Annotated in this window: 20 protein-coding genes; 9 read left to right on the top strand and 11 right to left on the bottom strand. The window is 36.8% G+C overall.

The window, feature by feature from the left end; all coding sequences use genetic code 11:
* Positions 1-5: 5 nt before the first annotated feature.
* A complete protein-coding gene (locus A1704_RS14015; RefSeq protein ID WP_062674374.1) occupies positions 6-1,934 on the bottom strand; it encodes an oleate hydratase in 1,929 nt (642 codons plus the stop codon).
* A gap of 89 nt (positions 1,935-2,023) precedes the next feature.
* Positions 2,024-2,902: an AraC family transcriptional regulator gene (locus tag A1704_RS14020; RefSeq protein ID WP_062674376.1), complete on the bottom strand. Its 879-nt coding sequence runs from the start codon at positions 2,900-2,902 to the stop codon at positions 2,024-2,026.
* 297 nt (positions 2,903-3,199) lie between these two features.
* Between A1704_RS14020 and A1704_RS14025 the strand changes: the two genes are divergently transcribed.
* Positions 3,200-4,381, top strand: a complete 1,182-nt coding sequence (locus A1704_RS14025) for an MFS transporter (RefSeq protein WP_082798794.1) — start codon at positions 3,200-3,202, stop codon at positions 4,379-4,381.
* Between the two features lie 77 nt (positions 4,382-4,458).
* Here the strand turns inward: A1704_RS14025 and A1704_RS14030 are convergent, their stop codons facing one another.
* On the bottom strand, positions 4,459-5,430 hold the full coding sequence (locus A1704_RS14030; RefSeq protein WP_062674380.1) for a YpdA family putative bacillithiol disulfide reductase: 972 nt from the start codon (positions 5,428-5,430) through the stop codon (positions 4,459-4,461).
* Positions 5,431-5,561: 131 nt separating this feature from the next.
* Here A1704_RS14030 and A1704_RS14035 point away from each other — a divergent pair, with 131 nt between their 5' ends.
* On the top strand, positions 5,562-6,203 hold the full coding sequence (locus A1704_RS14035) for a hypothetical protein (protein ID WP_062674382.1): 642 nt from the start codon (positions 5,562-5,564) through the stop codon (positions 6,201-6,203).
* A 96-nt stretch (positions 6,204-6,299) separates the two neighbouring features.
* Here A1704_RS14035 and A1704_RS14040 read toward each other — a convergent pair whose 3' ends face one another.
* From A1704_RS14040 to A1704_RS14075, 8 genes are all read right to left on the bottom strand, one after another.
* Positions 6,300-7,601, bottom strand: coding sequence for a glycosyltransferase family protein (locus A1704_RS14040; RefSeq protein WP_062674384.1), 1,302 nt, complete (start codon positions 7,599-7,601; stop codon positions 6,300-6,302).
* A gap of 80 nt (positions 7,602-7,681) precedes the next feature.
* Positions 7,682-10,222 carry a YfhO family protein gene (locus A1704_RS14045; RefSeq protein WP_062674386.1) on the bottom strand — a complete coding sequence of 847 codons (2,541 nt, stop codon included), beginning with the start codon at positions 10,220-10,222 and terminating at the stop codon, positions 7,682-7,684.
* Between the two features lie 31 nt (positions 10,223-10,253).
* Entirely contained in the window at positions 10,254-10,484 is a 231-nt protein-coding gene (locus A1704_RS14050; protein WP_062674391.1) for a hypothetical protein, read from the bottom strand.
* A 63-nt stretch (positions 10,485-10,547) separates the two neighbouring features.
* Entirely contained in the window at positions 10,548-11,597 is a 1,050-nt protein-coding gene (locus A1704_RS14055) for a DUF6263 family protein (protein ID WP_062674392.1), read from the bottom strand.
* 15 nt (positions 11,598-11,612) lie between these two features.
* On the bottom strand, positions 11,613-12,731 hold the full coding sequence (locus A1704_RS14060; RefSeq protein WP_062674397.1) for a serine hydrolase domain-containing protein: 1,119 nt from the start codon (positions 12,729-12,731) through the stop codon (positions 11,613-11,615).
* 2 nt (positions 12,732-12,733) lie between these two features.
* Entirely contained in the window at positions 12,734-13,483 is a 750-nt protein-coding gene (rlmB, locus tag A1704_RS14065) for a 23S rRNA (guanosine(2251)-2'-O)-methyltransferase RlmB (RefSeq protein ID WP_062674398.1), read from the bottom strand.
* 113 nt (positions 13,484-13,596) lie between these two features.
* Positions 13,597-14,070, bottom strand: coding sequence for a DinB family protein (locus A1704_RS14070; RefSeq protein WP_047434092.1), 474 nt, complete (start codon positions 14,068-14,070; stop codon positions 13,597-13,599).
* Between the two features lie 250 nt (positions 14,071-14,320).
* Complete coding sequence (locus tag A1704_RS14075) at positions 14,321-15,655, bottom strand: peptide-N-glycosidase F-related protein (protein WP_065119632.1); 1,335 nt, start codon at positions 15,653-15,655, stop codon at positions 14,321-14,323.
* Between the two features lie 235 nt (positions 15,656-15,890).
* Between A1704_RS14075 and A1704_RS14080 the strand changes: the two genes are divergently transcribed.
* The 7 genes from A1704_RS14080 (at position 15,891) to A1704_RS14110 (ending at position 22,811) form a co-directional block, all read left to right on the top strand.
* The gene (locus A1704_RS14080; protein WP_062674400.1) at positions 15,891-17,198 is read left to right on the top strand and encodes an Ig-like domain-containing protein; all 1,308 of its coding nucleotides are present in this window, start codon (positions 15,891-15,893) and stop codon (positions 17,196-17,198) included.
* Between the two features lie 272 nt (positions 17,199-17,470).
* Entirely contained in the window at positions 17,471-18,475 is a 1,005-nt protein-coding gene (locus A1704_RS14085) for an AAA family ATPase (protein ID WP_034695238.1), read from the top strand.
* Positions 18,475-18,933, top strand: a complete 459-nt coding sequence (locus A1704_RS14090; RefSeq protein ID WP_062674402.1) for a GNAT family N-acetyltransferase — start codon at positions 18,475-18,477, stop codon at positions 18,931-18,933. The genes A1704_RS14085 and A1704_RS14090 overlap by 1 nt, the downstream gene beginning before the upstream one ends.
* Positions 18,934-19,000: 67 nt before the next feature.
* On the top strand, positions 19,001-19,864 hold the full coding sequence (locus A1704_RS14095; RefSeq protein WP_062674404.1) for a DUF58 domain-containing protein: 864 nt from the start codon (positions 19,001-19,003) through the stop codon (positions 19,862-19,864).
* A gap of 58 nt (positions 19,865-19,922) precedes the next feature.
* The gene (locus A1704_RS14100) at positions 19,923-20,819 is read left to right on the top strand and encodes a BatD family protein (protein WP_062674406.1); all 897 of its coding nucleotides are present in this window, start codon (positions 19,923-19,925) and stop codon (positions 20,817-20,819) included.
* Positions 20,812-21,804, top strand: a complete 993-nt coding sequence (locus A1704_RS14105; protein WP_062674408.1) for a VWA domain-containing protein — start codon at positions 20,812-20,814, stop codon at positions 21,802-21,804. The genes A1704_RS14100 and A1704_RS14105 overlap by 8 nt, the downstream gene beginning before the upstream one ends.
* Positions 21,804-22,811 (top strand): vWA domain-containing protein, encoded by a 1,008-nt coding sequence (locus A1704_RS14110; RefSeq protein ID WP_062674410.1) that lies wholly within the window; start codon positions 21,804-21,806, stop codon positions 22,809-22,811. Before A1704_RS14105 ends, A1704_RS14110 begins: the two co-directional genes overlap by 1 nt.
* Positions 22,812-22,885: the final 74 nt, after the last annotated feature.

Below are 22,885 nucleotides of genomic sequence, written 5' to 3' on the forward strand. Positions count from 1 at the left end.
TATTTTTAGTCTTTTACTCCTTTTACCCATTCCTGAAATCTGGTTAAGAAAGATTCATGTTCTTCTTTTTCTTCCGGACGGTTTACCAGAATATGTTCAAAATAAGTTCCTTTTAATATTTTTCTTAAAATCCCTTCTCCTAAGAAAGGTTTATAGTCATTCAAAGCCTGGGTAGCTTTTAGTAAATGTCGGATGTCATATTGTAACGGATTGATATCCGGCACTTGTTTATTAAGGTTAAGAAGATTGTAAACAGCTATTCTCGCAGTTCTTACAGAGCTTTCCATGGTGAAGACAACATCATTATTGGTTTCTACAAACTGTCCTACAAGACCTAAGTTGGTACATCCTTCAGGAACCACTCTCGGACGGTCTCCCATCGCTCTAGGCATAAACATAGACGTGATATAAGGCATGAATGCGGTACGTACAATGGTATTTTCTGTGACATTATCCAGCTGATCTGTTATTCCAAGGTGGTAGCAAAGCTCGGACAGAATCTCGTTCCCGGTACACTGAGGCATTGTTTTTTTGATATAATTACCTTCTTTATCCATCAGTAAAGCATATACCCAAACTACAAGGATGTCATCCGGCTGAGTAGGGAAGTGCGGTTGCCTGTTGCAGGTAAAGCTCATTACCCAATTAGAATCTGTAATGGTAATAATACCTCCTGTGGCTGTTCTTCCTGAATAAGGATCATTTACACACAGTTCTTTCAGTTTCTCTGTGAAAGCAGAAGGACGGCAGGTTAAGGTAGCAGACTCCCATGAAGATTTTTCAATGTGGCTACAGAATTTTTCAGGTTTCCCGAATACTTCAGATTTTGCAGCAAGATTTTTCCAAAGCTTCCATCCTGCACTTTGTCCTGCACTGCTGTTGTCTATCGTAACCTCAGGAACGGTATTGTTGTCACCGTAGAACGTACTTTCTGTCATAGATCCGGTAGTTACAATAACGTAGTCGTCTTTACCAACCGGTATTCTTACTTCTTCGCCATTTTGTTCAGTGATAATTCCTTCTACAGTTTTTCCTTCCGTATTAATATGAATATCAAGATCTTTTACCAAAGTATTAAACTGGATCTGCACCCCTTTTTCCACCAGGAAGTTTTTTAATGGAGTTACATACGTGTCGTACTGGTTATATTTGGGGAATACAAGACATGAGAAGTCTTTCATTCCGTCAATGGCGTGAAGGAATCTGTGCATATACAGTTTCAGTTCCAGTAAGCTGTGCCAGTTTTCGAAGGCAAACATAGAACGCCAGAAGAACCAGAAATTACTGTTGAGGAAAGATTGAGAAAAATAATCTTCAATCGTAAGATCATCCAGTTCTTCTTTTTTCTTAAGCAGGAGTTTTACAATCGCCAGCTGATCTTTTTTCTCAAGTCCGAATTTGCTGAAATCTTTAATCTGTCCTTGGTTGTGGATCAATCTTGCTTTAGAGTAATTCGGGTCGTTGTCATTAACAAGACGGTATTCATCCAATACACTATAAGGAGCAGGCAGTTCCAAAGCCGGAATATCCTGGAACATATCCCATAGATTTTCATAAGTCATATCCATTTCTCTACCTCCACGGATGATGTAACCGTCTTTTGCGTTACCGGCTCCATCCAAAGATCCGCCTTCCACATTCAGCTGGTCGAGGAAAATAATATTTTTGCCGGGTACACGGCCATCACGGATAAAATAATACGCTGCCGACATGCCGGCAATTCCGCTTCCAACAATATAGATTTTACTGTTTTCGTAAGATTGTAAAGGGATGCCTTTATTACGCTGGTAGTTTCCGATCTGGTCGGAAAAAGGCATCGTCTTTTCAGGAGTGTTAATCTGAACTTCTTTGCTTGAATCCGGTTCGTGGTTTACATTTCCAAACTGCTCAGAGGCATTTAAAACTTTATCGAATTTTGAATTGATCGTACTCATCTTTTATTGTTTTTAATTAACAGTATAAAGGTACCTCTATTCAGAAAGCGATATATATCCCCAAGTTCAGAATTATTATCCCCAAATTCTCATGACTGAATATTTTCTTTAGTTCTGTACTCCGAAGGGGAAAGTGCCGTATGTTTTTTGAAAAAACGGCCGAAAGCTGATGCTGAGTTAAACTGAAGCTCAAAGGCGATCTCCGATATGGTGATCTCAGGGTTTCCAAGCATGACATACGCTTCCTTCAGTAATGCTTCATCAATCACTTCATGAGGTGTTTTTCCGCTTGACTTCTTAATGATTTCGATGAGGTATTTATTGGAAACATGAAGTTGATCCGCATAAAACTGAACCATTCGTTCTCTGGTTATGTTTTCTCTGATCAGTTTACTGAATTTCAGATAAAGATCTTTTTTTCCTTCTTCTTTTTCCGGATTTGCAGCATTTTCCTGTTCCATAATCTCAGCAGTCTCCAGCAGAAGATTGAAAATAATGGTACGGATAATCTCCTCTGTAAATTTTCCCTGCTTTTTCGATTTTTTATCGAGGTAATCCAGAAGATTTTGCAGAAGTGAAGAATTGGTTACCGTAGTTTTTACAATACTGTATGAGCCTTTGGAGAAAAGATTCATTTTCTCAATGATAAAAGGATTGGAAATATTTTTAATCAGAAAGTTCTTGTCGAAGAACAGCAGTTTCATCGTAAAATCATCACTGGTTTTTCCAAATTTCACAATGGTAGAAGGTGCTGCAATAAGAAAGCTGTCAGCATCTACTTTGTATTTCTGACGGTCTATTTCAATATTGATTTCTCCGGCAGTACAGATACATAGTGCATAATAATCCATTCTGAAAGGAGCTTTTGGAAATTCAAAAATGGGTTTTCCGGAAGAAATGTAATAGGATTGGCAGCAGTCAATACTGTAAAAAGATAGCGTATCATGTAAATTTTCGTAGGTTATCATTCTTCAGTATTGGTTAAAATTTTATTATGTTTCTAACTGAATTCAGTATAAAAGCATCTGTTTTTACTGCAATTTACGATTTTTATAAAAGTTTATTGTTTTTATGTAGCAGATAAAACTGTTTTTTCAGATTAAAGTTGATTGTCTGTTGAAGGTTATTGATAAAAATAGGGTTTAAACAAAGACTTTTGGGTTATTTTTATCTAATTTTGCACTGTCAAATTTCCCCAAAATATTATTGTGAGATTAATTAACGTATATACGAGTTCTTTCAAAGGACTCTCGCAGGAGAGTTGGATGCTGGCGTTGGTAATGCTCATCAACAGGGCTGGTTCTATGGTACTTCCGTTTCTGGGAGTTTATATGACGAATCATTTGCATTTCAGTATTGAAAATTCCGGAATTGTACTGAGTTTTTTTGGAATAGGTTCGGTTATCGGATCATGGCTTGGAGGTATGATTACGGATAAAATAGGAGAGTACAGGGTGCAGAGTCTGAGTTTGCTGCTCAGCGTTCCTTTATTCTGCTTGATTCCGCTTTTTACAACAGAAGCCGGATTGGCAGGAATTATTTTAGCCCAAAGTATTGTAAGTGAAACGTTCCGTCCCGCAAACTCGGTGGCGATTACCAAATATGCAAAACCTGAAAATATTACCCGTGCTTTCTCGCTCAATCGTATGGCCGTTAATCTTGGGTTTTCTATTGGTCCTGCACTGGGTGGTATTTTGTCGGCTATTTCTTATGAATTTCTGTTTTTCAGCAATGCATTAGCTGCTTTGCTGGCAGGATTGATGTATATCTGGTTCTTTAAAAACCGGGCACGATTAGCTAAACTGAAAGCAAAAAAGGTAAAAGAAGCTATTATTATTAAAAAAGAAAGTTCACCCTACCGCGACAGTAAATTCCTTATTTATTGTATATTCTGTATGCTGTTTTCCATATGTTTCTTCCAGCTGTTCAGTACCCTGACGATATTTTATAAGGATACAGCTCATCTAAGTCAGCAGAATATCGGATATATTCTGGGATACAGTGGTTTTCTGATAGTTCTGCTTGAAATGGGGCTGGTACAGATTGCTGAGAAGTATTTTACTTTAGCCTTTACAATGCTGTTCGGGACTTTCCTGTGTGGGATTTCCTATGCCATGCTGGCTTTCGATTACAGTCTGATTACCCTTGTGCTTTCTATGACATTGCTTTGCGTGGGAGAAATTTGGACACTTCCTTTTATGTCAACGATTACGGCATTACGTTCGGGAGAGAACAATAAAGGCGCTTACATGGGACTGAACGGAATGTCATTCTCCATTGCGTTTATTGTAACACCTTATATAGGAACACTGATAGCAGAAAAATTAGGTTTCAATGCATTATGGATCGGAACAGGAGTTCTGGCGGCAGTTATCGCTATTGGTTTTTATTTTATCGTTCCATGGATGCTTAAGGATAAAAATAAGGTAGAAAAAGAGATGATATAACGCTTTTGATTAAATAAAAAGGTTTCGGGCAATTTCGCAGAAATTGCCCGAAACCTTTTTTTAATATCTGTAATCATTTACGATGAAAATCTGGAAAGAATCGAATTGATGATCATATTCGCATGAATCCTTGAATTTTCAATAAACCATAGATGAGTATCTTTTCCTCCGCATACAACTCCTGCAAGGTAAAGGTTGGAAATATTAGTTTCCATAGTTTCAGGATTGTAAAATGGATTCAGGCAGTCCCCGTTAAGTTCTATTCCTGAATTTTTCAGAAAATCAAAATCAGGAAGATAGCCTGTCATGGCCAGTACAAAATCATTGTCAATTTCATGAATAGCTCCGTTCTCATCTTTAAAAACAACAGAATTTTCTTTAATCTCGATCATTTCTGCATTAAAATGAGCTTTAATGCTGCCCTCTGCAATTCTGTTTTCAATATCGGGTTTTACCCAATATTTTACACTTTTTGAAATCTCGGCATGACGGACAATCATAGTCACTTCAGCTCCTTTTCTGTAGGTTTCCAGGGCTGCATCTACAGCAGAATTACTGGAGCCTACCACCACAATTTTCTGCTTTGCGTAAGGGTAAGGTTCCGTATAATAATGCTTAACTTTAGGAAGGTCTTCACCGGGAATATTCATCAGGTTAGGAATATCATAAAACCCCGTAGCGATGACTACATTTTTAGCCTGATAATTTGCTTTGGTGGTTTTGATCTCAAATATCTCATCCTTCTTTGAAACGCTCAGAACTTTTTCATACAGGTTAATATTCAGGCTTTTTTGTCTTGCAATGCCCTGATAGTATTCCAGAGCTTCCTGCCTCCCCGGCTTTGGAGCAGTAGAAATAAAGGGAATCTCATCAATTTCCAGCTTTTCAGCAGTGGAGAAAAAACGCATGTACAAAGGATAATTGTACAGTGAATTGACAATGGTTCCTTTTTCTATGATTACATGACTAAGATTGTTTTTTTGAGCTTCAAGGGCGCAGTTTAAACCGATTGGTCCGGCTCCGATAATCAGAATATCCAACATTTCCATCTAACAAATGTACGATGTAATTTTTAAAATGAGAAGCCCGAACCCATCAACTCTCATAGTCTTTATCTCTTTACATCATTTACCACTTGGCATCAGTTTTGGTGTTTTTTACCAATTTCAAAATGTAAAATATGAAAAAATTATTGATCGCGGTTTTCGCTCTGAGTATGATTGTAGCCTGCAAAAAAGAAGCCGGAAAACCTGTTCCCAGTGAAATAGATTCTATCGCACAAAATAAAACAGACAGTGCAGGTATTGTTCAGACTCATGCTGATAAAGAAGCCGTTTTAAAGCAGACTAATGATGAGGTTTTGAAAGCACTAAAAACAAAAGATTATACTACTTTTACCTCTTTGATTCATCCCGAAAAAGGAGTTCGTTTTTCAATGTACGCTTTTGTTAATCTGAAGGAAGATAAACATTTTTCTAAAGCAGATTTTGAAAAATATCAGCCTACCAAAACCTTGTTTACCTGGGGAGCACAGGACGGCTCAGGTGATCCTTACAAAGCAACGATCAATGATTATCTAGGAAAATGGGTGTTTTCTAAAGATTTTACAACATCACAATATTCACTGAATAAATTTATCGGTGGAGGTAATTCCCTGAATAATTTAAAGGAAATTTATCCAAAAGCTGATTTTACGGAAAACTATATCAAAGGAACTGAAAAATCCGGTGAAATGGATTGGAAAACTGTTCGTTTTGTATTTGAAGAATTTCAGGGTAAATATTACCTGATTGCTGTTGTGAATGACCAGTGGACAATATAGAAGTTAGAAGTTAGAAGTTAGAAGTTAGAAGTTAGAAGTTAGAAGTTAGAAGTTAGCGACTGGAATAAACTTCCAGCCTCTAACTTCCTTTCTTTTTTATTTCAAAACTTCAGTCAGTTGCTGAGTAAGATTTTTTCTTGAAAATTGTTCAATATGCTGGGGGTTTTCAATAAGGCTGTCATTTTTCCACAGTTCATATTTTTCAAGAATAAACTTTTTAATGTTTTCTGTATCCTGATAACTGAAATGCTTTCCTGCCTGCGTTTCTTCCAGAATTTTTGCGACATCTGCTTTGTCCGGACCGAAAGATAGAATCTGCTTTCCTGAAGCCAGATATTCAAATATTTTTCCAGGGATAATTCCTTTTGAAGCTTCGTTCGGGAAATTGGTAATAAGAAGCATATCCGAGTTTTGCATTTCTTCAACAGCTTTCCCATGGGCAAGATATCCAAGATTCAGAATATGATTTTTCAGACTTGAATTTTCAATGGAGTGGAGGATTTTATCATCTATTCGTCCTACAAATTTCAACTTAAAATCAGCCGTAAATTCAGCATTTTCTTTCACCAGTTCGTCGAGTGCTTTCCAAAGATTTTCAGGGTTTCTCAGCTGTTCCAAAACTCCGATATAGCTTAGCGTAAATGCTTTTTCAATTTGTGAATTTTTATTTTCACCTGCTTTTTTGCTTGAATCGCTTTCATCAAATCCATTCGTAATACAAAATGCATTAGCTCCGGCCTTTCTGAAGTTTTCAGCATCAGTATAACTTGTAGCCAAAGTGATGTCTGCATTCTTAAATACAGCATTTTCCAGCTGGCGGTGTTTTTTATCCGAACTTTTAGTTAATTTCAGATGTTTGTAGTAAGAAATCTCTGTCCATGGATCACGGAAATCAGCAACCCATTTCAGATCCGGTATTTTATTTTTTAGCCCTAAACCAATCAAATGCAGAGAGTGTGGCGGACCGGAAGTAACGATGGTGTCTATTTTATTTTCTTTCAGGTATTTTTCCAGAAATGTAACGGATGGTTTTACCCAAAAAACTCTGGCATCAGGAATGAAAAAATTACCTCTTACCCAAATTGAAAGTTTAGATTTCCAACTTTGGTTTTTGCCTACATCAAATTGTCCGGCTTTGAATTTTTTATTGCTCTTATTCAGTTTTTCAGCAAGCTGATAAGGTTCCCAGATTTTGGTTCTTACCATCTCGATATTTTCCGGAACATCTTTCATCAGTGTTTCGTCCAGCAATGGATAGCTTGGATTTTCCGGAGTATAGATGATAGGTTTCCAACCAAAATCAGGTAGATATTTTGCAAACTTCAGCCATCTTTGAACACCAGGACCTCCCGCAGGAGGCCAGTAATAGGTGATAATCAATATTTTCTTCTGTTCCATTTTTTACTTAATGGTCTTTGTCATTCTGAACCAAGCGTAGCGCAGTGAAGAATCTCATTGCGCAACACTATTTATATTGTTTAAGCATTCTGTTCAGCTACAATCTCTTTTTTCTTGTTCTTATTCATCCAGAAAAGTCCAAATGCAGCCAACAGGATAAATAATCCGAACGAAAGAAGAGAAAGCCATTTTCCTTTTTCAATCACTTCAGGTTCAAAAACCATTCTGATATGGTGGTTTCCTGCCGGAACATGTACGGCACGAAGCAAATAATCTGCTTTGATATAAGGAACTTCTTTCTCGTCTACTAACACTTTCCATCCATGAGGATAATAAACTTCAGAGAATACAGCCAATTGAGGTGTTTTCGACTGAGATTTAAATTCAAGTTCGTTAGGCTGATATTTCGTAAGAGTGATAAATGCCGTAGAATCTGCCTGAACAGGTTTGTTATCAAAATATGATTTGTCAGATGAAGCAATGACAGCCGTTTTTTTGTTGTCAATAGTCCCGATCGCTTTTATTTCCTGATTAGGAGTATCTACAAATTTTAAATCGCTTACAAACCATGCATTGCCATTAGCTTTAGGATTAGGAACAACCTGCGGCTGCTCAGGACCTCCGAAAACCATGTATTTAGCATTCAGTAAATTTAATACATTAGGTGTTTTTACACTGTCAATACTATTGATGTATTCATTCAGTACATCGTCATATCTTCTTAATTTTACAGCGTGATAACCGCCGATGGAAGCCTTAAAATAAGAGGTATTGGTTTCGCTGGTAACTCCTAATGTCTGGTTGTAAATTCTGTAGTGTGTTTTGTCTTTCTCAGCAATAGTTTCCAATGTTTTGTTGATGTTAACATTGGATAAAATAGATTCCAGGTTTGGATTTCCCTGTACTTTTTCAGCCAACAGGTCTGAACTTTCTGTCTGGAAAGGATTTTCAGCAAAGATTTTATCTACATAGTTTTCATCGTTTAAGTAACGCTTGTTTACCGTCCAAAGGTCAAATAAACTTACAAGCCCAATCACTACCAAAGCAATATTCTGATTAAGCTTTTTCTTTAAAGTTAAGAATAGAGCTGCCGCAGTAATCGCTACATAAATGAATGCTTTTATGGCATCTATTCTGAATAGTTTATATCTTTCATCTACAAGATAATCAAGCAGGAAAGGAGGGAAGTAGGTTTTCTCGTTTTCTGTAGCAAAACCTAACAATGATTTTCCAAAGATTAAAAGAATCAATAAAAATCCTAACGTTCCACCTCCTACATACATCAGAATTTTCTGCTTATATTCTTCAGTCAACTTTTCATCTGTAAAGAATCTGTATAATCCCAAAATGGCAATTAATGGGAATAATAACTCTACTACCACTAAGATTGAAGAAGGAGCTCTGAATTTATTATAGAACGGTACATAATCGATAAAGAAATCCGATAATGGCATAAAGTTACTTCCCCAAGCCAGTAAAATGGTCAGGATGGAAGCTCCCAAAATCCAGTAACGGTATTTTTTTGAAGCAAAAAAGAATCCTAATAAGGCAAGGAAACATACGATAGCTCCCTGATAAGCAGGTCCTGATGTTCCCGGCTGGTCTCCCCAGTAAGTTACTCCGCTGAAACCTTTGGAAATTCTATCCATTTCAGCCTGTGAACCTACATTTTCCTGAACCAGTTCCTGAACTCTGTTCATGATTTCTTTTCCTTCAGGTTCCTGGCTTCCTCCACCCATTAATCTTGGAATGAAAAGGTTTAAAGTTTCCAGCTGCCCATAGCTCCACATCAGCATACTCTCTTTGTCCATTCCGGATTTTCCCGAAGTATGGCTGTCGTTATTTAAAATCTGCTTTCCACGAACTGTTTCTTTTACATATTCAGAATTGGCCATGATTCTTTGTGAATTCATTCCTACTCCAATAACACATGCTGCTGCGATAATCCCTGATGAAATAAGGAAGTGCTTCATCGGTGTCTTTTTCTGGATGGCTCTGATCAGTTCAGAAAGGAATAAGAATCCTAACGCAATGAACAGATAATAGGTCATTTGTGGGTGGTTTGCAGCAATTTGAAGACCCATAAAAAGGGTAGTGACAATGAACCCCCAGATGTATTGTTTCCTGATATACACCAGTAAAATTCCGGCTAGCAACGGGGCAAAATACTCAATGGTATTGACTTTACCATTATGTCCGGCTGCAATAATAATATAAAAATAGGTTGAAAGCCCGAAGAAAGTGGCTCCTAAAAGAGCATATTTCCAATTTCTGACCACTACCATTCCCAAAAGGAAAAAACCTGCAAATAGCAGGAAGAGATAATTAACCGGCCTTGGCAGGAAATTCAGATTGCTGTCTATTTTTTTGATGATATCACCTTTAAACTGGCTTCCCATCTGATAAGTCGGCATTCCCCCAAACATGGAGTCACTCCAATAGGTTTCATTTCCGGTATTGGCTCTGTAGTCAAGCAGTTCTTTTGCTCCTCCTCTGTACTGTACAATATCATGCTGGAAAAGCTGTTTTCCTGAAAATACAGGAGTGGAATATAAAAATGCTAAAACTATAAATACTACTAATGAAACTGCAATATAAATTAAGTTTTTATTTTTTGCCATGCTGGTTATTATCTTTTATTTCTTGGAATTTTTACCTTTTGTCATTACTCTCTTTCACCTCTTCGTAGTCTACCGTTTCTGCATCCCACTTAAGGTTCTTTTTGTTATTCTTATTCGAGTTGTTGATGTCCTGCTGCCCGTTGTTTTGATTATTGTTATTAAAACGGTAACTATAGAATGTCTTAAAGAAAATTCTTTTCAGAATATTCCAGACAAAGAAAATAATAATGGCAGAGAGTACTAACTCAAGAATGTACTTCATAATTTTTTTGTTTAAAGTTCAGGGTTTAACATGCAAACTTTAAACCCTGAATGTTTATTCAAGTTATTTAGCAGATGGGTTGACCATTACCGAAGAATTGGAAACGCTCTTCATAGACTGAGACTGTTTTCCATCTGAAATGGTTTCTATCTGAGTTGTTTTTACGTTGATATTCTGGTTGGTTATCCAGCCTGTGCTTTCGTCAAACTTAATGGTTCCGTTCTGAACAAGCTCACTGCTCAGGCTGTGTGTGATAGGTCCCTGAGTTTTCTTTTCTGTTTTCTTGGGAATACCTCCGGTTACTGCAATTTCTGCAGCTCCGTTTCCTAAGCTTTTCATTACATAATTGGAGGTTACTTTAACAGCTCCGCTGGCGTCAGCATTTTCAGAAGTTGACCATTTTTCTCCGATTTTAACTCCTTTTTTAGGAATAATCATCAGGTTTTTATGGAACTGATCTTTCAGTACTTTTTCGTTGAATGACTGCTTAAGACTTGCTACTACGCTTGCTTTTTCATTGGCATCTTTGATAAGTGTACCAACTGCGTTACCTACTTTTGTGTAAACAGCATCAAATCCTGTAATAGAAATTACATTCCCTTTTGTATCCATCTTCATCTGAAGTTTGTTTCCGGTAAGCGCTTTGTTGACGTTCCAGATCATTTTTAGATCATCTTCTTTTGGAAGTGGAAGTTTGGTGTCTACTACTACCGTTTTTCCCTGTGCAGATTGAGAGCTTCTCTTTGCTACAAGATTAAGAGTCATCTCATATACATTTCCTTTGATATCATCCACTACAAAATTCATTTCATCCGTAGATTCGCTTGTTGCAGTGATAGATTTCCCTTGAGGATCTGTCATTGTTTTTACATCTCTCTGATAAGTGGTAAGAGGATATGTTTTTCCTTTTTCAAGCTTAAAAGTTTGGGTGATAACTCCCGCAGAATCTTTGATAGCCGGGTTTTCTGCAACTTTCGCTACAGAATCAGCAGGAACTTCTACAGTTACTGTCTTTCCGGTTTTAGGATCTACTTTTGTTATTTTTGCCGTTTCTTTTTTACAAGACACAAGGGCTATTGATGATATAAGCGCAAGCGCTGCAATATTCTTCATTCGATTTTTTTAACTTTATTTTTTACTACTGTTTCTTAATATATTATCTGCAATATCATGCAGTTTCCCCTGGGATTCTCCATCCGATTCATTGGAAAGTACTACGACTCCCATGTTTTTTGATGGATATATCTGAAGAACACTTGAAAAACCAAATGTACCTCCTGTATGATAAACGGTTTGAGTTCCATCTTCATAGGTGTGCAATCTCCAATATAATCCAATAGCATCTCCTTCACTTTTTACAAAAGGAGTATGGGATGCTTTCACATATTTATTGTTCTCATCCAGATGATACTGCATGTATTTCACAAGATCTCCCGTAGTAGAAATGATTCCTCCTGCAGGAGCAAAAATGGTTGTGAAATTTCTGGGCATTATCTTTCCTTTTTCGTTATAACGAGTCAATAGCTGTGCAGAATTCGTACCAATAATAGTATGATTCATTTTCAGAGGCTTTGTGATATACTCTGAAAGCAGGTTTTCATAGCTTGTATGATATACTTTTTCAAGGATATCCCCGGCAATCTGTGTTCCTACATTGGAATATTTATATTCTGTTCCGGGTACAAAATCCACTTTAGCCTGATGAAGATCCTCATAAAAATTCTTTTTTGAATAGTTTTTATAAAAATCCGACAATGCCAGGGCAACAGAGTCCATCGGTTTTTTGAACGTTTCAGACTGATCCGGTAAAAACTGAGGCAATCCTGATGAATGATTGGTTAGATTACCGATTGTTATCGGGTGCTTTTCAAATTCAAGATTAGGATAATTTCCTATATATTTCCGGATATCATCATCCATTTTGATTTTACCATCTACTAAAGCATGAGCCAGAAGTGTTCCGGTAAAGGTCTTTGTGATGGATGCAATCTCATATGGACTTTGCGAGGTTGGAAGCTCTGATTTCCCTATTTCCGTTGTCCCATAATTATAGAAATAACTTTTACCATCTTTAAAAATGCCTATTGAAATTCCTACACGTGCAGGATCCTGCATATAAGCAACAGCTTCTTTCTGAACCATCTTATCAAGATCAGTGGCAAGACGGTTGTCTGTTGCTGTTTTTTTTGTCTGGGCATTAAAAGCCAACGGGACAAAAAATAAAGGTAAAAGTGATTGTATTTTCATGGTTATGGATTAGGTATCACGGACATTTTCTGTCTTACCGCTTCATACAAAATCGCTCCACATGCTACAGAAACATTCAGGGACTGAGTTTTTCCTTCAATAGGAAGTTTTATTTTTTCATCAGCATGATGCAGTACTTCTTTAGAAATTCCGGTTTCCTCATTTCCCATCACGATAGCACATGGCTCTGTCATATTAACATCATAGATAAGTTTCTGAGCTTTTTCACTGGCTGCATATACAGAAATTCCGCTTTGCTGAAGGAAGTCTACCGTGTGGGCAAGATTGTTTTCCTTACATATTTTGATATTATAGATCGCTCCGGCAGAAGTTTTTATCGCATCGGAATTGATAGGAGCAGCTCCTTTTTCAGGAATAATAACTGCATCTATTCCTACGCATTCCGCTGTTCTGCAGATGGCTCCAAAGTTTCTTACATCGGTAAGTCTGTCCAGAATTAAAAGGAAAGGTGTTTTTCCCTGTTCGAATAATTGTGGAACAATATCCTCCACTTTATGAAACGGTACATCCGAAATAAAAGCTACCACACCCTGGTGGTTTTTTCTTGTAAAACGGTTCAGTTTTTCAACCGGAACATAATTGGGACGGATTTTATTTTTCGCTAAAATGGCTTTTAATTCAGCATAAATAGGACCCTGAAGTGCATTCTGCACAAAGATCTTGTCAATCGTTTTTCCCGCTTCAATTGCTTCAATCACGGGACGTAGCCCGAAAATAAAATCGTCTTTCATTGAAAATGTATTATATAGTTATAGAGTGAATGGTCAATCTTGAATTTTACTTTGTAAGTCAATTGGTTGGATGCCTATTCACTTCTGACCATTGACTTGCGTAGCAAGATTCACTATCTCCCTTTCTCTCCTAAAATTGCTCTTTTCTGTGCCATCACATACCCGTAATGAAGGCTTTCATGCATATTGTTGAAGATAATAGCATCCTGAATGCTTTTCAGATCCATGCCGAAACTTGTGGTGTAGGGAGTGTAATCTGAGAAGAAATCACTGTCATAATCCTTCATTAAAATCTTTGAAGTTTCAGTAAGTAAAAATTCTAAATCTTCCACTTCTGATTTCTGAACATTTAAGTTGGGTAAAGTTCCTTTTTTGTAGGTTTCAATCCAATACTTGTCAATACGGAAAGGATTTCCGCTCAGGTAATAGTGCAGTAGCTGTTGTGTAGCAACAGTATGTGCAATATTCCAGTAAATATTGTTGTTGAAACCATCCGGAATCAGGATCAGATCTTCATGAGATGTGTTCTGAAGGATATCTAAAAGGTTCTTTCTTACCTGTCTGTGTGCTTGAAAATGATAATTCATTTTGCAAAATTTTTAATCACCAAAAATAGTTTAATAAACTGGAAATGACAATTTTTTTGACTAGAGGATTAAAGTTAAAATTTTTTAACTATTTTGAAAAAGAGTGAAGTAAGGTTCATCTTTTGAGTAGTTTTTATTGATGTCAGAATGTTTTTTACAGTTAATTTTACATGATGATCAATAGAAAAACCCTCTTGAGTGGAGTTTCAGAGAGGGTTTTGTTATTTTGTTTTTAAAAGATGTGTTAAAGTTACTTTTTTATGATTTTGTGTTTAAAGGCAGTTCCGTCTTTTAAAACAATATGTAAAAAATAAACTCCTGTGCTGTATGAGGAAAGATCTATTCTGTTCTCTTTATAAGTTTCGGAAAGTTTTCTTCCTTCCATATTGAAAAGGCTTATTGAGCTGACCTCTACTTTTGATTTTACATTCACAAAGTCAGCAGTAGGGTTGGGGTAAATATTCACATCTACTGTTTTGATCTCTTTTATATTCAAAGCTGTATTGCTTTTCCCCTGCATATAAACGGATAGCATGACATATCCCTGCTGTTGGTTGAAAACTGCAGTTGGAATTGTGTGTTTCAAAGTATGATTACCTGCAGTTAAGTTGGGTAATGTAAATTCTCTGATGGGAACAGAATTTCCGGGACACCAGTTATTCCATGAAGTCCAGTCAGCAAAAGTTTTAGGAGTAGAACCATAGATTCCGTTTCCTTGAGTATTGTATACACGGTACGGTTCACATGAAATGCCTCCGGGAGTATAGGTGAGTACTTGTACGTCATCTATATAGGTGTAATTTTGTCTTCTGATATATTCTTCACCACCACTGTTAGCGCCATGAGGAGTTGATATTACGAAGAAGCGGGCATTGGTAACAGGGGCTGGAAGATTAAAAGTGACAATTCTAACGGTTTCCCCGGTAACATCAGTGTTGTTATAGTTGTTAAGGGTGTTATAACTTAATATAGGTACAATGCTGTTGGTGTCTGTAGGAGTGGCTCCTGTATCCGTTGAGAAAAAGGTAAGAGTTCCTGAAAAAACATCAATTCTGTTTGCACAGCCTGAAACCTGCGTTTGTGCTGCATAGGGAACCCCGAAAACATCCAGTTCCATATAGAGATCATACATGCTGCGCAATGTTGTGTCATGGAATATGCTGTATAAATTGCTGACATCATAAGTGTAAGGAACTTCAGAAGGAGTCCTGTTTTTATTCATGAAAGGAGTAATATATCTGCCTATTTCAATTCTTTTGACATTAGTGTCATTGATTGTATAAGTAGCTTGATTTTTAGGAACCATTGCTAAGAAGACTTCTCCAAGACGGTCATAATTGTCACATAAAGGAGCAATGGTTACACGCATAGCAATTTTAGCTTTAAAAGCATCTAGTTCTACATCAGTAAGTTTTCTGGTATACCTGGCATTCGTCAGCCTTGTCAAACCGGCAGGTACAGGGTTGGATACCATAGTAGCATAGCCATCGTAGTATACTGCATCTGAAATTATATTGGTCATTGTCGTTTGGGCGAAAACGAGATGGGTAATCAAAAAACTGGAAAAGAATAGCTTTTTATACATGTTATTGATGTTTAGTGTAAATATATGAAATATGTATTGAAATTACTTTTAATTTATTTTATTTTTATGTCTTGTTATTGTTTTGTTATTAAATGTGTATTGTTTTTAATATCGGATGTATTTTTGTTTAAATTTTTTTTTGCGTTGAATTAAATAATGAAATATTTTTTTTATTGCTATAATCATAGTATTTATTATTAAATTAGCATGGTATACCATATTAATGTTATTAATAATGAAAAGATTTTTACTTTTAGGTTTGTTTTTTGTAGTGGTGGTGATTAACGCCCAAATCAATATCAATATTGGGAGTCCAAATGTTGGTGTTGCTCCTGTAAGCAGTTTTTTTTCCTATTCTTATGTACAGCAGATATATCCTAAGCAGGAAATTAACGCCAATGCTGCAGGCAATATTACAGGGCTTACATTTTATGTGGATCCTTCCTCTACAATTACTGAATCTTCAAACTGGACGTTATATCTCGGACATACGTCAAAAACTGCCTTTGCTTCCGGTACAGATTGGATTCCTGCAGCACAGTTGACTCAGGTGTTCACAGGAGCCGTAAGCAAGAATAATAATAAAGTTGAAGTTGTTTTTACAACACCATTTACTTATAATAATGTTGATAACCTGGTTGTTGCAGCAAAAGAGAATTCTCCGAATATCGATATCAATAATTTTGATGAAGCTTTTCATGTTTATTCACATATCCCTTACTCAACGTTGTTTTATAAAGGAGATCGTGCAGTAGTGGATATTGCATCTCCTCCCGGAGGAATCAGGGCGGATTATAAATCGTCAGTTACCATTTCAGGCCTTATACCAAGTACCGGACCGGCATGTCCTTTTGTCGTTTATCCGGTAAATAATAGTCAGAATATTTCTTTAACTCCCAATTTCAGCTGGCTTCCGGCTTCAGGGGCTACATCCTACAAAGTTTCGTTAGGAACGAGTTCAGGAAGCTCTGATATTATTAATCAGCAAACAGTTTCAGGAAGTAGCTTTACCCCTTCCACAGCGCTTACAGCCGGAACAACTTATTATTTAAAAGTAACATCAGTGTCGGGGAATACAGAATCCTCAGGATGTTCTGAACTTGTTTTTAAGACTGTTCCTCCAATACCTGTAAACGATGCATGTACTGGAGCATTGCAGGCATTGGTATTTCCCTATTCTTATACTCAGAATGATGCTGTATCGACCACTAATAATGCCGGAAATATAAGCGTATGTACAAGTAATGGAGATACAGGAATGAACGATGGGACATGGTTTAAACTGACTGGTGATGGCAGTCAGTATACTATTAAAGTGACTATGCCTTCAGGCAGCAGCTATGATCCGCAGATAGGTGTATATAGTGGCAGCTGTAGTAATTTGTCATGTACAGGAACTGTAGACAATGGTGGCGGAGGTGCTGCGGAAACCCTTACGATTACCACAGTGTCAGGAACAGAATATTTTGTAAATGTCGGAGCGTATGAAGATACTACTGATGCTCCTGAAAATATATTCACCATTACAATAAACAAGCTTTAAAATTAAATAATCAAGTTTCTGATTAAAAATAAAAATGTTGCAAAAGTGATTTTGTGACATTTTTTTATGGATAATGAGAAGAAAAAACGGGATGGTTTTATGAAGGGAATTTGAATTTCTGGATTTGTTTATAGATAAGAAATTCAACATTATAGCATTAAATATCTCGTCAATGCCGGAATTTTTAACAAACTTTAACTCAAAAATGGCATTTATTATGTTGATTAATGCAAGTATTTATCAGAAATTTACCACTTATTTTAAATCAAGCTATGTCAGAGATATATCAAGCTGAAGATATCCGCCAATTGACGGAAAAAGTAAAAGAAAAAAACTACTTATTTTCTCTTCTGAGACAGGAAATCAACAAAGTTATTATTGGACAGGAATACATGGTAGACCGTCTTTTGGTAGGGCTTTTGGGAAATGGACACGTTCTTCTTGAAGGAGTTCCCGGTCTGGCTAAAACCTTAGCGATAAAAACACTGGCTGATGCTGTTCATGGAGATTTCTCAAGGATTCAGTTTACTCCGGATTTACTTCCTGCAGATGTAGTGGGAACCATGATTTATAATATCAAAGACAATGATTTCTCTATAAAAAAAGGACCTGTATTTGCGAACTTTGTTTTGGCAGATGAGATCAACCGTGCGCCGGCAAAAGTACAGTCAGCGCTTCTGGAGGTCATGCAGGAAAAACAGGTGACGATTGGAGACGAAACCATGAAGCTTCCAAAACCGTTCCTGGTACTGGCGACACAAAACCCTATTGACCAGGAAGGAACTTACCTGCTTCCTGAAGCACAAAGCGACCGTTTTATGCTGAAGTGTACCATAGATTATCCTGCTTTTGAAGATGAAAGACAGGTGATGAGAATGGTTTCAACCTCACACCAGCCAACGGTGAAGCCTGTAATCTCCCTTCAGGATATTGTAGATGCAAAAGAACTGATCAACCAGATCTATCTCGACGAAAAAATTGAAAAATATATCCTGGATATGGTGTTTGCAACACGTTATCCGGAAAACTATGGGCTTTCTGAACTTAAAAATTATATCAGTTTCGGAGCTTCTCCAAGAGCATCCATTAATCTTGCTATCGCCTCAAGAGCTTACGCTTTCTTAAAAGGAAGAGCATTTGTCATTCCGGAAGATGTAAAAGCATTGGCAAAAGATGTATTGAGACACAGGATGGGATTGACCTTTGAAGCAGAAGCAGAAGAAATCACAACTGAGGAAATTATCAATAGAATTTTAGCAAAAATCCAGGCACCATAATGAGTGATGTAGTTGTAAGAAAAGCTGTTCTGGAAGACTGTTCTTCCATGCTTGATTTAATTAAAGAACTAGCGGAATATGAAAAAGCACTGCATGAAGTAACAGTGACTTTGGATGATTTTATTCAGGATGGTTTCGGAACTTCTCCTGTATGGGGAGCTTTCGTGGCAGAATATGAAGGAGAAATAGTTGGAATATCCCTGTATTATGACAGGTATTCAACCTGGAAAGGAAGAAGGCTGTATCTTGAAGATCTTGTAGTAACTGAAAAGCTAAGAGGAAAGCAGATTGGAAAAAAATTATTTGATGCAACACTGGAATATGGTCAAACCAATAATTACAGTGGAATGGTATTTCAGGTATTGAACTGGAATGAACCAGCCATCAATTTTTATAAAAAGTATAATACAAAGTTTGACAATGAGTGGTCGAACGTATCCATTGAGTTTATAGACTAACCCAAAACCCGGATCCCGACACCAACATTAAACTTTGAATGTTAAACCTTGAATTTTGAATTCGTCTATGCAGATAAAAGATATTGTAAAAAAAGTAAAGCAGATTGAAATCCGTACCAGAAAAAAGACGGAGGCTGCTTTAATGGGGCAATATCACAGCGCCTTTAAAGGGCAGGGGATGACTTTCTCGGAAGTTCGACCGTATCAGTTTGGAGATGAAATCAGAAGAATCGACTGGAATAAAACCGCACGTTTCCGTGAGCCATTTGTAAAAGTAATGGAAGAAGAAAGGGAATTGACAATGATGATTCTCGTAGACATTTCCGCTTCTATGGATTATGGAACAAAGGTTCAACTGAAAAGAGAATATGTAGCCGAAATTGCAGCCAGCTTAGGATTTTCAGCCGCTGGCAATAATGATAAAGTAGGGTTGATTCTGTTTGCAGATAAAGTATATAAAGTCATTCCTCCTCAAAAAGGAAGAAAACACATTCTTTCCATTATCAGTAATATTCTCACTGCAGATTATGTTCCGGCAGAATCTAAAATAGATAAGGCAATGGAATATATGATGGGGATTTTCAAAAGGAAATCTCTGGTATTTTTGTTTTCAGATTTTGAAGATGCCTATGATTCCAAAATGCTGAGAGTGGCCTCAAAGAAACATCAGTTGCTGGGAATGAGGATTTATGATGAAAAAGATAATGAGATTCCTGATGTAGGCTATGCCCGTTTACTTGATGTGGAAACCGGAAAAGAAATATGGGCCAATACTTCCAGTGCAAGATGGCGATATACCTTTGCGGAAGCTCAAAAACAAAAACTGAGAGCTCTGGAAGAAGATTTTGCCAACAGCTCTGCCAGTCTTATGAATATCAGTACCGGCTCAGATTATTCAAAATTATTGTATAATTACTTTCAGAAAAAATAACATCGGGCTTAGCTCGTAACTAAAAAACAGAAGGCATTTTGCCTTTATTATTTTAACATTGAGAAAAATACTTTTAATATTATCTTTTCTGATCTGTGCAAATGCTTTTTCACAGATATTATCCTCTAACGTAGAAAAGAAAACCCTTGCTCTGGGAGAAATCAATCATCTTACCATAAAGATTGACAATCTTAATGAGCAACAGGTTACTTCAGCAGCTAAGAATGAGCTGTTGCCTTTTCATTTTGAAGAAACCAAAGACAGTATCGGGCAAACGGCTAACACCTATGAAAGAAAGATCGAATTTGCTGTTTTTGAAGAAGGAAAATTTACCATTCCTGAACTGGAATTCAAAGTAGGAGATAAAATACTTAAAACAATCCCTTACGAAATAGATGTCATTAATACGGCTCAAAAAGCAGATCAGATCAATGACATCATGAATAATAAGCAGGTGAAACTTGAACCCAAAGATTATTGGGAGCTTTATAAGTTTTATATTCTTGCAGCATTGGCTGGTATTGCACTGGTTATTGCCATTATTATGTTTGTAAAATGGGGAAGAAAATCAAAGAGCTCTCCTGTAGTGGCTACCAATCAGACCTTAAAAGAGCTTGATTCTCTTAAAAAGAAAAAATATATTGAAGGAGGAAACTTCCGTTCGTTTTATGTGGAACTGATTGATATTTCCAGAACCTTCATTACAAAACAATATCGCCTTCCGGCAGATGTACTTCTTACTGATGATCTTATAGATGTCATGAAAAAAAATAATACAATCTCGCAGGACAACGAAAAAATAATAGAAGATGTTTTCCTTAGGGGAGACCTGGTGAAATTTGCCAAAACCTTCCCGGATCAGGAAACAATGGAAAGAGATTTTGCCAATATCAGAGATTTTGTGAAAAGATCATCCAAAGATTTAGAATTCGAAAACTTAAGAAAGGATGTTTAATTTTGAGTTTTACAGCCCATGGTTTTTGCTGCTTTTTCTGCTGTTTATTCCACTTTTAATTAAAGATATTGGAAGAAGTAAAAGAAAAGGTATAAAAGTTCCTACCATAAAGAATATGGATCACAGCGGGAGTATTCAGGGTGTTCTTTTTTTACTGAAAATATCAAAATATATCATTCTTTCTGCGTTGATTATTGCTATGGCAAGGCCGAGAACGTTTACCATTTCTCAGGACAGAGATGATACAAAGGGAGTGGATATTATGTTATCTATTGATGTTTCTCTAAGTATGCTGGCGAAGGATTTGACCCCGGACCGAATTACTGCCCTAAAAGATATTGCCGTAAAATTTGTTCAGAAGCGTCCGAATGACAGGATAGGGGTGGTAGCATATGCTGCAGAAGCTTTTACTAAAGTTCCGGTAACCTCAGATCATCAGGTGGTTATTGATGAAATTAAAAATCTGAATTCTGCAGGTCTTGAACCTGGAACAGCCATTGGGGAAGGCCTTTCTGTAGCAGTGAATCATTTGATTAAAAGCAAGGCCAAAAGTAAAGTGGTCATCCTGATGACGGATGGAGTGAGCAATATTCAGAATGCGATTCCTCCACAGCTTGCCGCTGAACTTGCAAAGAATAATAATATAAAAGTATATTCAATCGGAATCGGGACCAATGGTTATGCGCTGATGCCTACATCGCAGGACATTTTTGGAGAGCTTATCTTTACCGAAACAGAGGTTACCATTGATGAAAATACCTTGAGAGAAATAGCACAGACTACGGGAGGCAAATATTTCAGAGCTACCTCAAACAGTAGTCTGGAAGAAGTATACAATGAAATCAACCAACTGGAAAAATCTGATGTGAAGGTTTCCAAGCTGTACAATTATGAAGAATATTTCAAAATATTCCTTTGGATTGCACTGGCTATGTTGGTGTTGGATGCATTGTTAAGATGGGTGTTTTATAAAATTTTAAGCTGATGAGTTGGTCTTTAGGAAATTATTGGTATTTATTTTTACTGTTGCTTCTGCCGCTGTTAGCTACGTTTTTGATCCGTTTTCTACAATGGAGAAATAAAAAGAGAGAAATTTTTGCTGCGAGCCAGTTTCATGAGAATTTATTTGAAAAAAGATCAGGATTTACAAAGTTTTTTCCTGCATTATATTTATTGGGAACATTATTTCTGATATTCTCTATCATTGACCTTTTGAACGGTTCAGAAGAAGTGAAAAGTACTCAGAAGCTGAACAATGTAATCTTTATGCTGGATGTATCCAATTCTATGAATGCTGAGGATATAGAACCAAGCCGTCTGACGGAAGCCAAAAATCTGATGCTGGCTACCATGAAGAAAATGAATAATGATAAGGTAGGTATTGTGATTTTTGCAGGGAATGGAATGTCTATTATGCCTCTGACAACTGATTATAATTCTGCGGAAACTTATATCAGCGGTATTGAAACCAGTTCTATGCAGATTCAGGGAACGGATTTTCTGAAAGGAATGCAGGCTGCTGCTGAAAAATTTAAAAACGTAAGCAAAGGATCCAGAAAAGTGATTCTGCTGAGTGATGGTGAAGATAATGAAGGAAATGATAACGCTGCCATCAGATTAGCTAATAAAGAAGGAATAAGCATTACTTCCGTAGGAGTGGGTACAGATGAAGGTGCTCCGGTTCCGGAATATGTGTTCGGACAATTAATGGGATATAAAACCGATGCCAACGGTAGTACGGTGATTTCGAAAAGACAGACCGAAGCATTAAAGAAAATGGCTGAATCTACAGACGGAACTTATATTGATGGAAATAATATCAATGAAGCTCCGGACAGAATTGTAGATGCAGTTAATAAAAAATCTGCAGGTGCAGAGACAATGGTGAAATCGCAGAATGCCAATCATTATTATCAATATTTTCTTGCGGTATCTCTTCTGTTTTTCTTTTTAATTTATATTTTTAATCCTAAAAAAGATTTTAATGTGTAGAATTCCTTTATTTATAGAAGAAATTCTACAAGTACTTTAACCGAATTTTAACAAATAAAACTCTGTTTCTTAAC

This window comes from Chryseobacterium cucumeris, from assembly GCF_001593385.1.
Taxonomy (GTDB): domain Bacteria; phylum Bacteroidota; class Bacteroidia; order Flavobacteriales; family Weeksellaceae; genus Chryseobacterium; species Chryseobacterium cucumeris.

Excerpts from the sequence above, each read along its gene's own strand:
- A1704_RS14055 (WP_062674392.1), bottom strand. The coding sequence starts at position 11,597 with ATGAAGAATATTGCAGCGCTTGCGCTTATATCATCAATAGCCCTTGTG.
- A1704_RS14075 (WP_065119632.1), bottom strand. The coding sequence starts at position 15,655 with ATGTATAAAAAGCTATTCTTTTCCAGTTTTTTGATTACCCATCTCGTT.
- rlmB (WP_062674398.1), bottom strand. The coding sequence starts at position 13,483 with ATGAAAGACGATTTTATTTTCGGGCTACGTCCCGTGATTGAAGCAATT.
- A1704_RS14090 (WP_062674402.1), top strand. The coding sequence starts at position 18,475 with ATGAGTGATGTAGTTGTAAGAAAAGCTGTTCTGGAAGACTGTTCTTCC.
- A1704_RS14020 (WP_062674376.1), bottom strand. The coding sequence starts at position 2,902 with ATGATAACCTACGAAAATTTACATGATACGCTATCTTTTTACAGTATT.
- A1704_RS14095 (WP_062674404.1), top strand. The coding sequence starts at position 19,001 with ATGCAGATAAAAGATATTGTAAAAAAAGTAAAGCAGATTGAAATCCGT.
- A1704_RS14040 (WP_062674384.1), bottom strand. The coding sequence starts at position 7,601 with ATGGAACAGAAGAAAATATTGATTATCACCTATTACTGGCCTCCTGCG.
- A1704_RS14015 (WP_062674374.1), bottom strand. The coding sequence starts at position 1,934 with ATGAGTACGATCAATTCAAAATTCGATAAAGTTTTAAATGCCTCTGAG.
- A1704_RS14060 (WP_062674397.1), bottom strand. The coding sequence starts at position 12,731 with ATGAAAATACAATCACTTTTACCTTTATTTTTTGTCCCGTTGGCTTTT.
- A1704_RS14035 (WP_062674382.1), top strand. The coding sequence starts at position 5,562 with ATGAAAAAATTATTGATCGCGGTTTTCGCTCTGAGTATGATTGTAGCC.
- A1704_RS14025 (WP_082798794.1), top strand. The coding sequence starts at position 3,200 with ATGCTGGCGTTGGTAATGCTCATCAACAGGGCTGGTTCTATGGTACTT.
- A1704_RS14050 (WP_062674391.1), bottom strand. The coding sequence starts at position 10,484 with ATGAAGTACATTCTTGAGTTAGTACTCTCTGCCATTATTATTTTCTTT.
- A1704_RS14085 (WP_034695238.1), top strand. The coding sequence starts at position 17,471 with ATGTCAGAGATATATCAAGCTGAAGATATCCGCCAATTGACGGAAAAA.
- A1704_RS14080 (WP_062674400.1), top strand. The coding sequence starts at position 15,891 with ATGAAAAGATTTTTACTTTTAGGTTTGTTTTTTGTAGTGGTGGTGATT.
- A1704_RS14105 (WP_062674408.1), top strand. The coding sequence starts at position 20,812 with ATGTTTAATTTTGAGTTTTACAGCCCATGGTTTTTGCTGCTTTTTCTG.
- A1704_RS14110 (WP_062674410.1), top strand. The coding sequence starts at position 21,804 with ATGAGTTGGTCTTTAGGAAATTATTGGTATTTATTTTTACTGTTGCTT.
- A1704_RS14030 (WP_062674380.1), bottom strand. The coding sequence starts at position 5,430 with ATGGAAATGTTGGATATTCTGATTATCGGAGCCGGACCAATCGGTTTA.
- A1704_RS14070 (WP_047434092.1), bottom strand. The coding sequence starts at position 14,070 with ATGAATTATCATTTTCAAGCACACAGACAGGTAAGAAAGAACCTTTTA.
- A1704_RS14045 (WP_062674386.1), bottom strand. The coding sequence starts at position 10,222 with ATGGCAAAAAATAAAAACTTAATTTATATTGCAGTTTCATTAGTAGTA.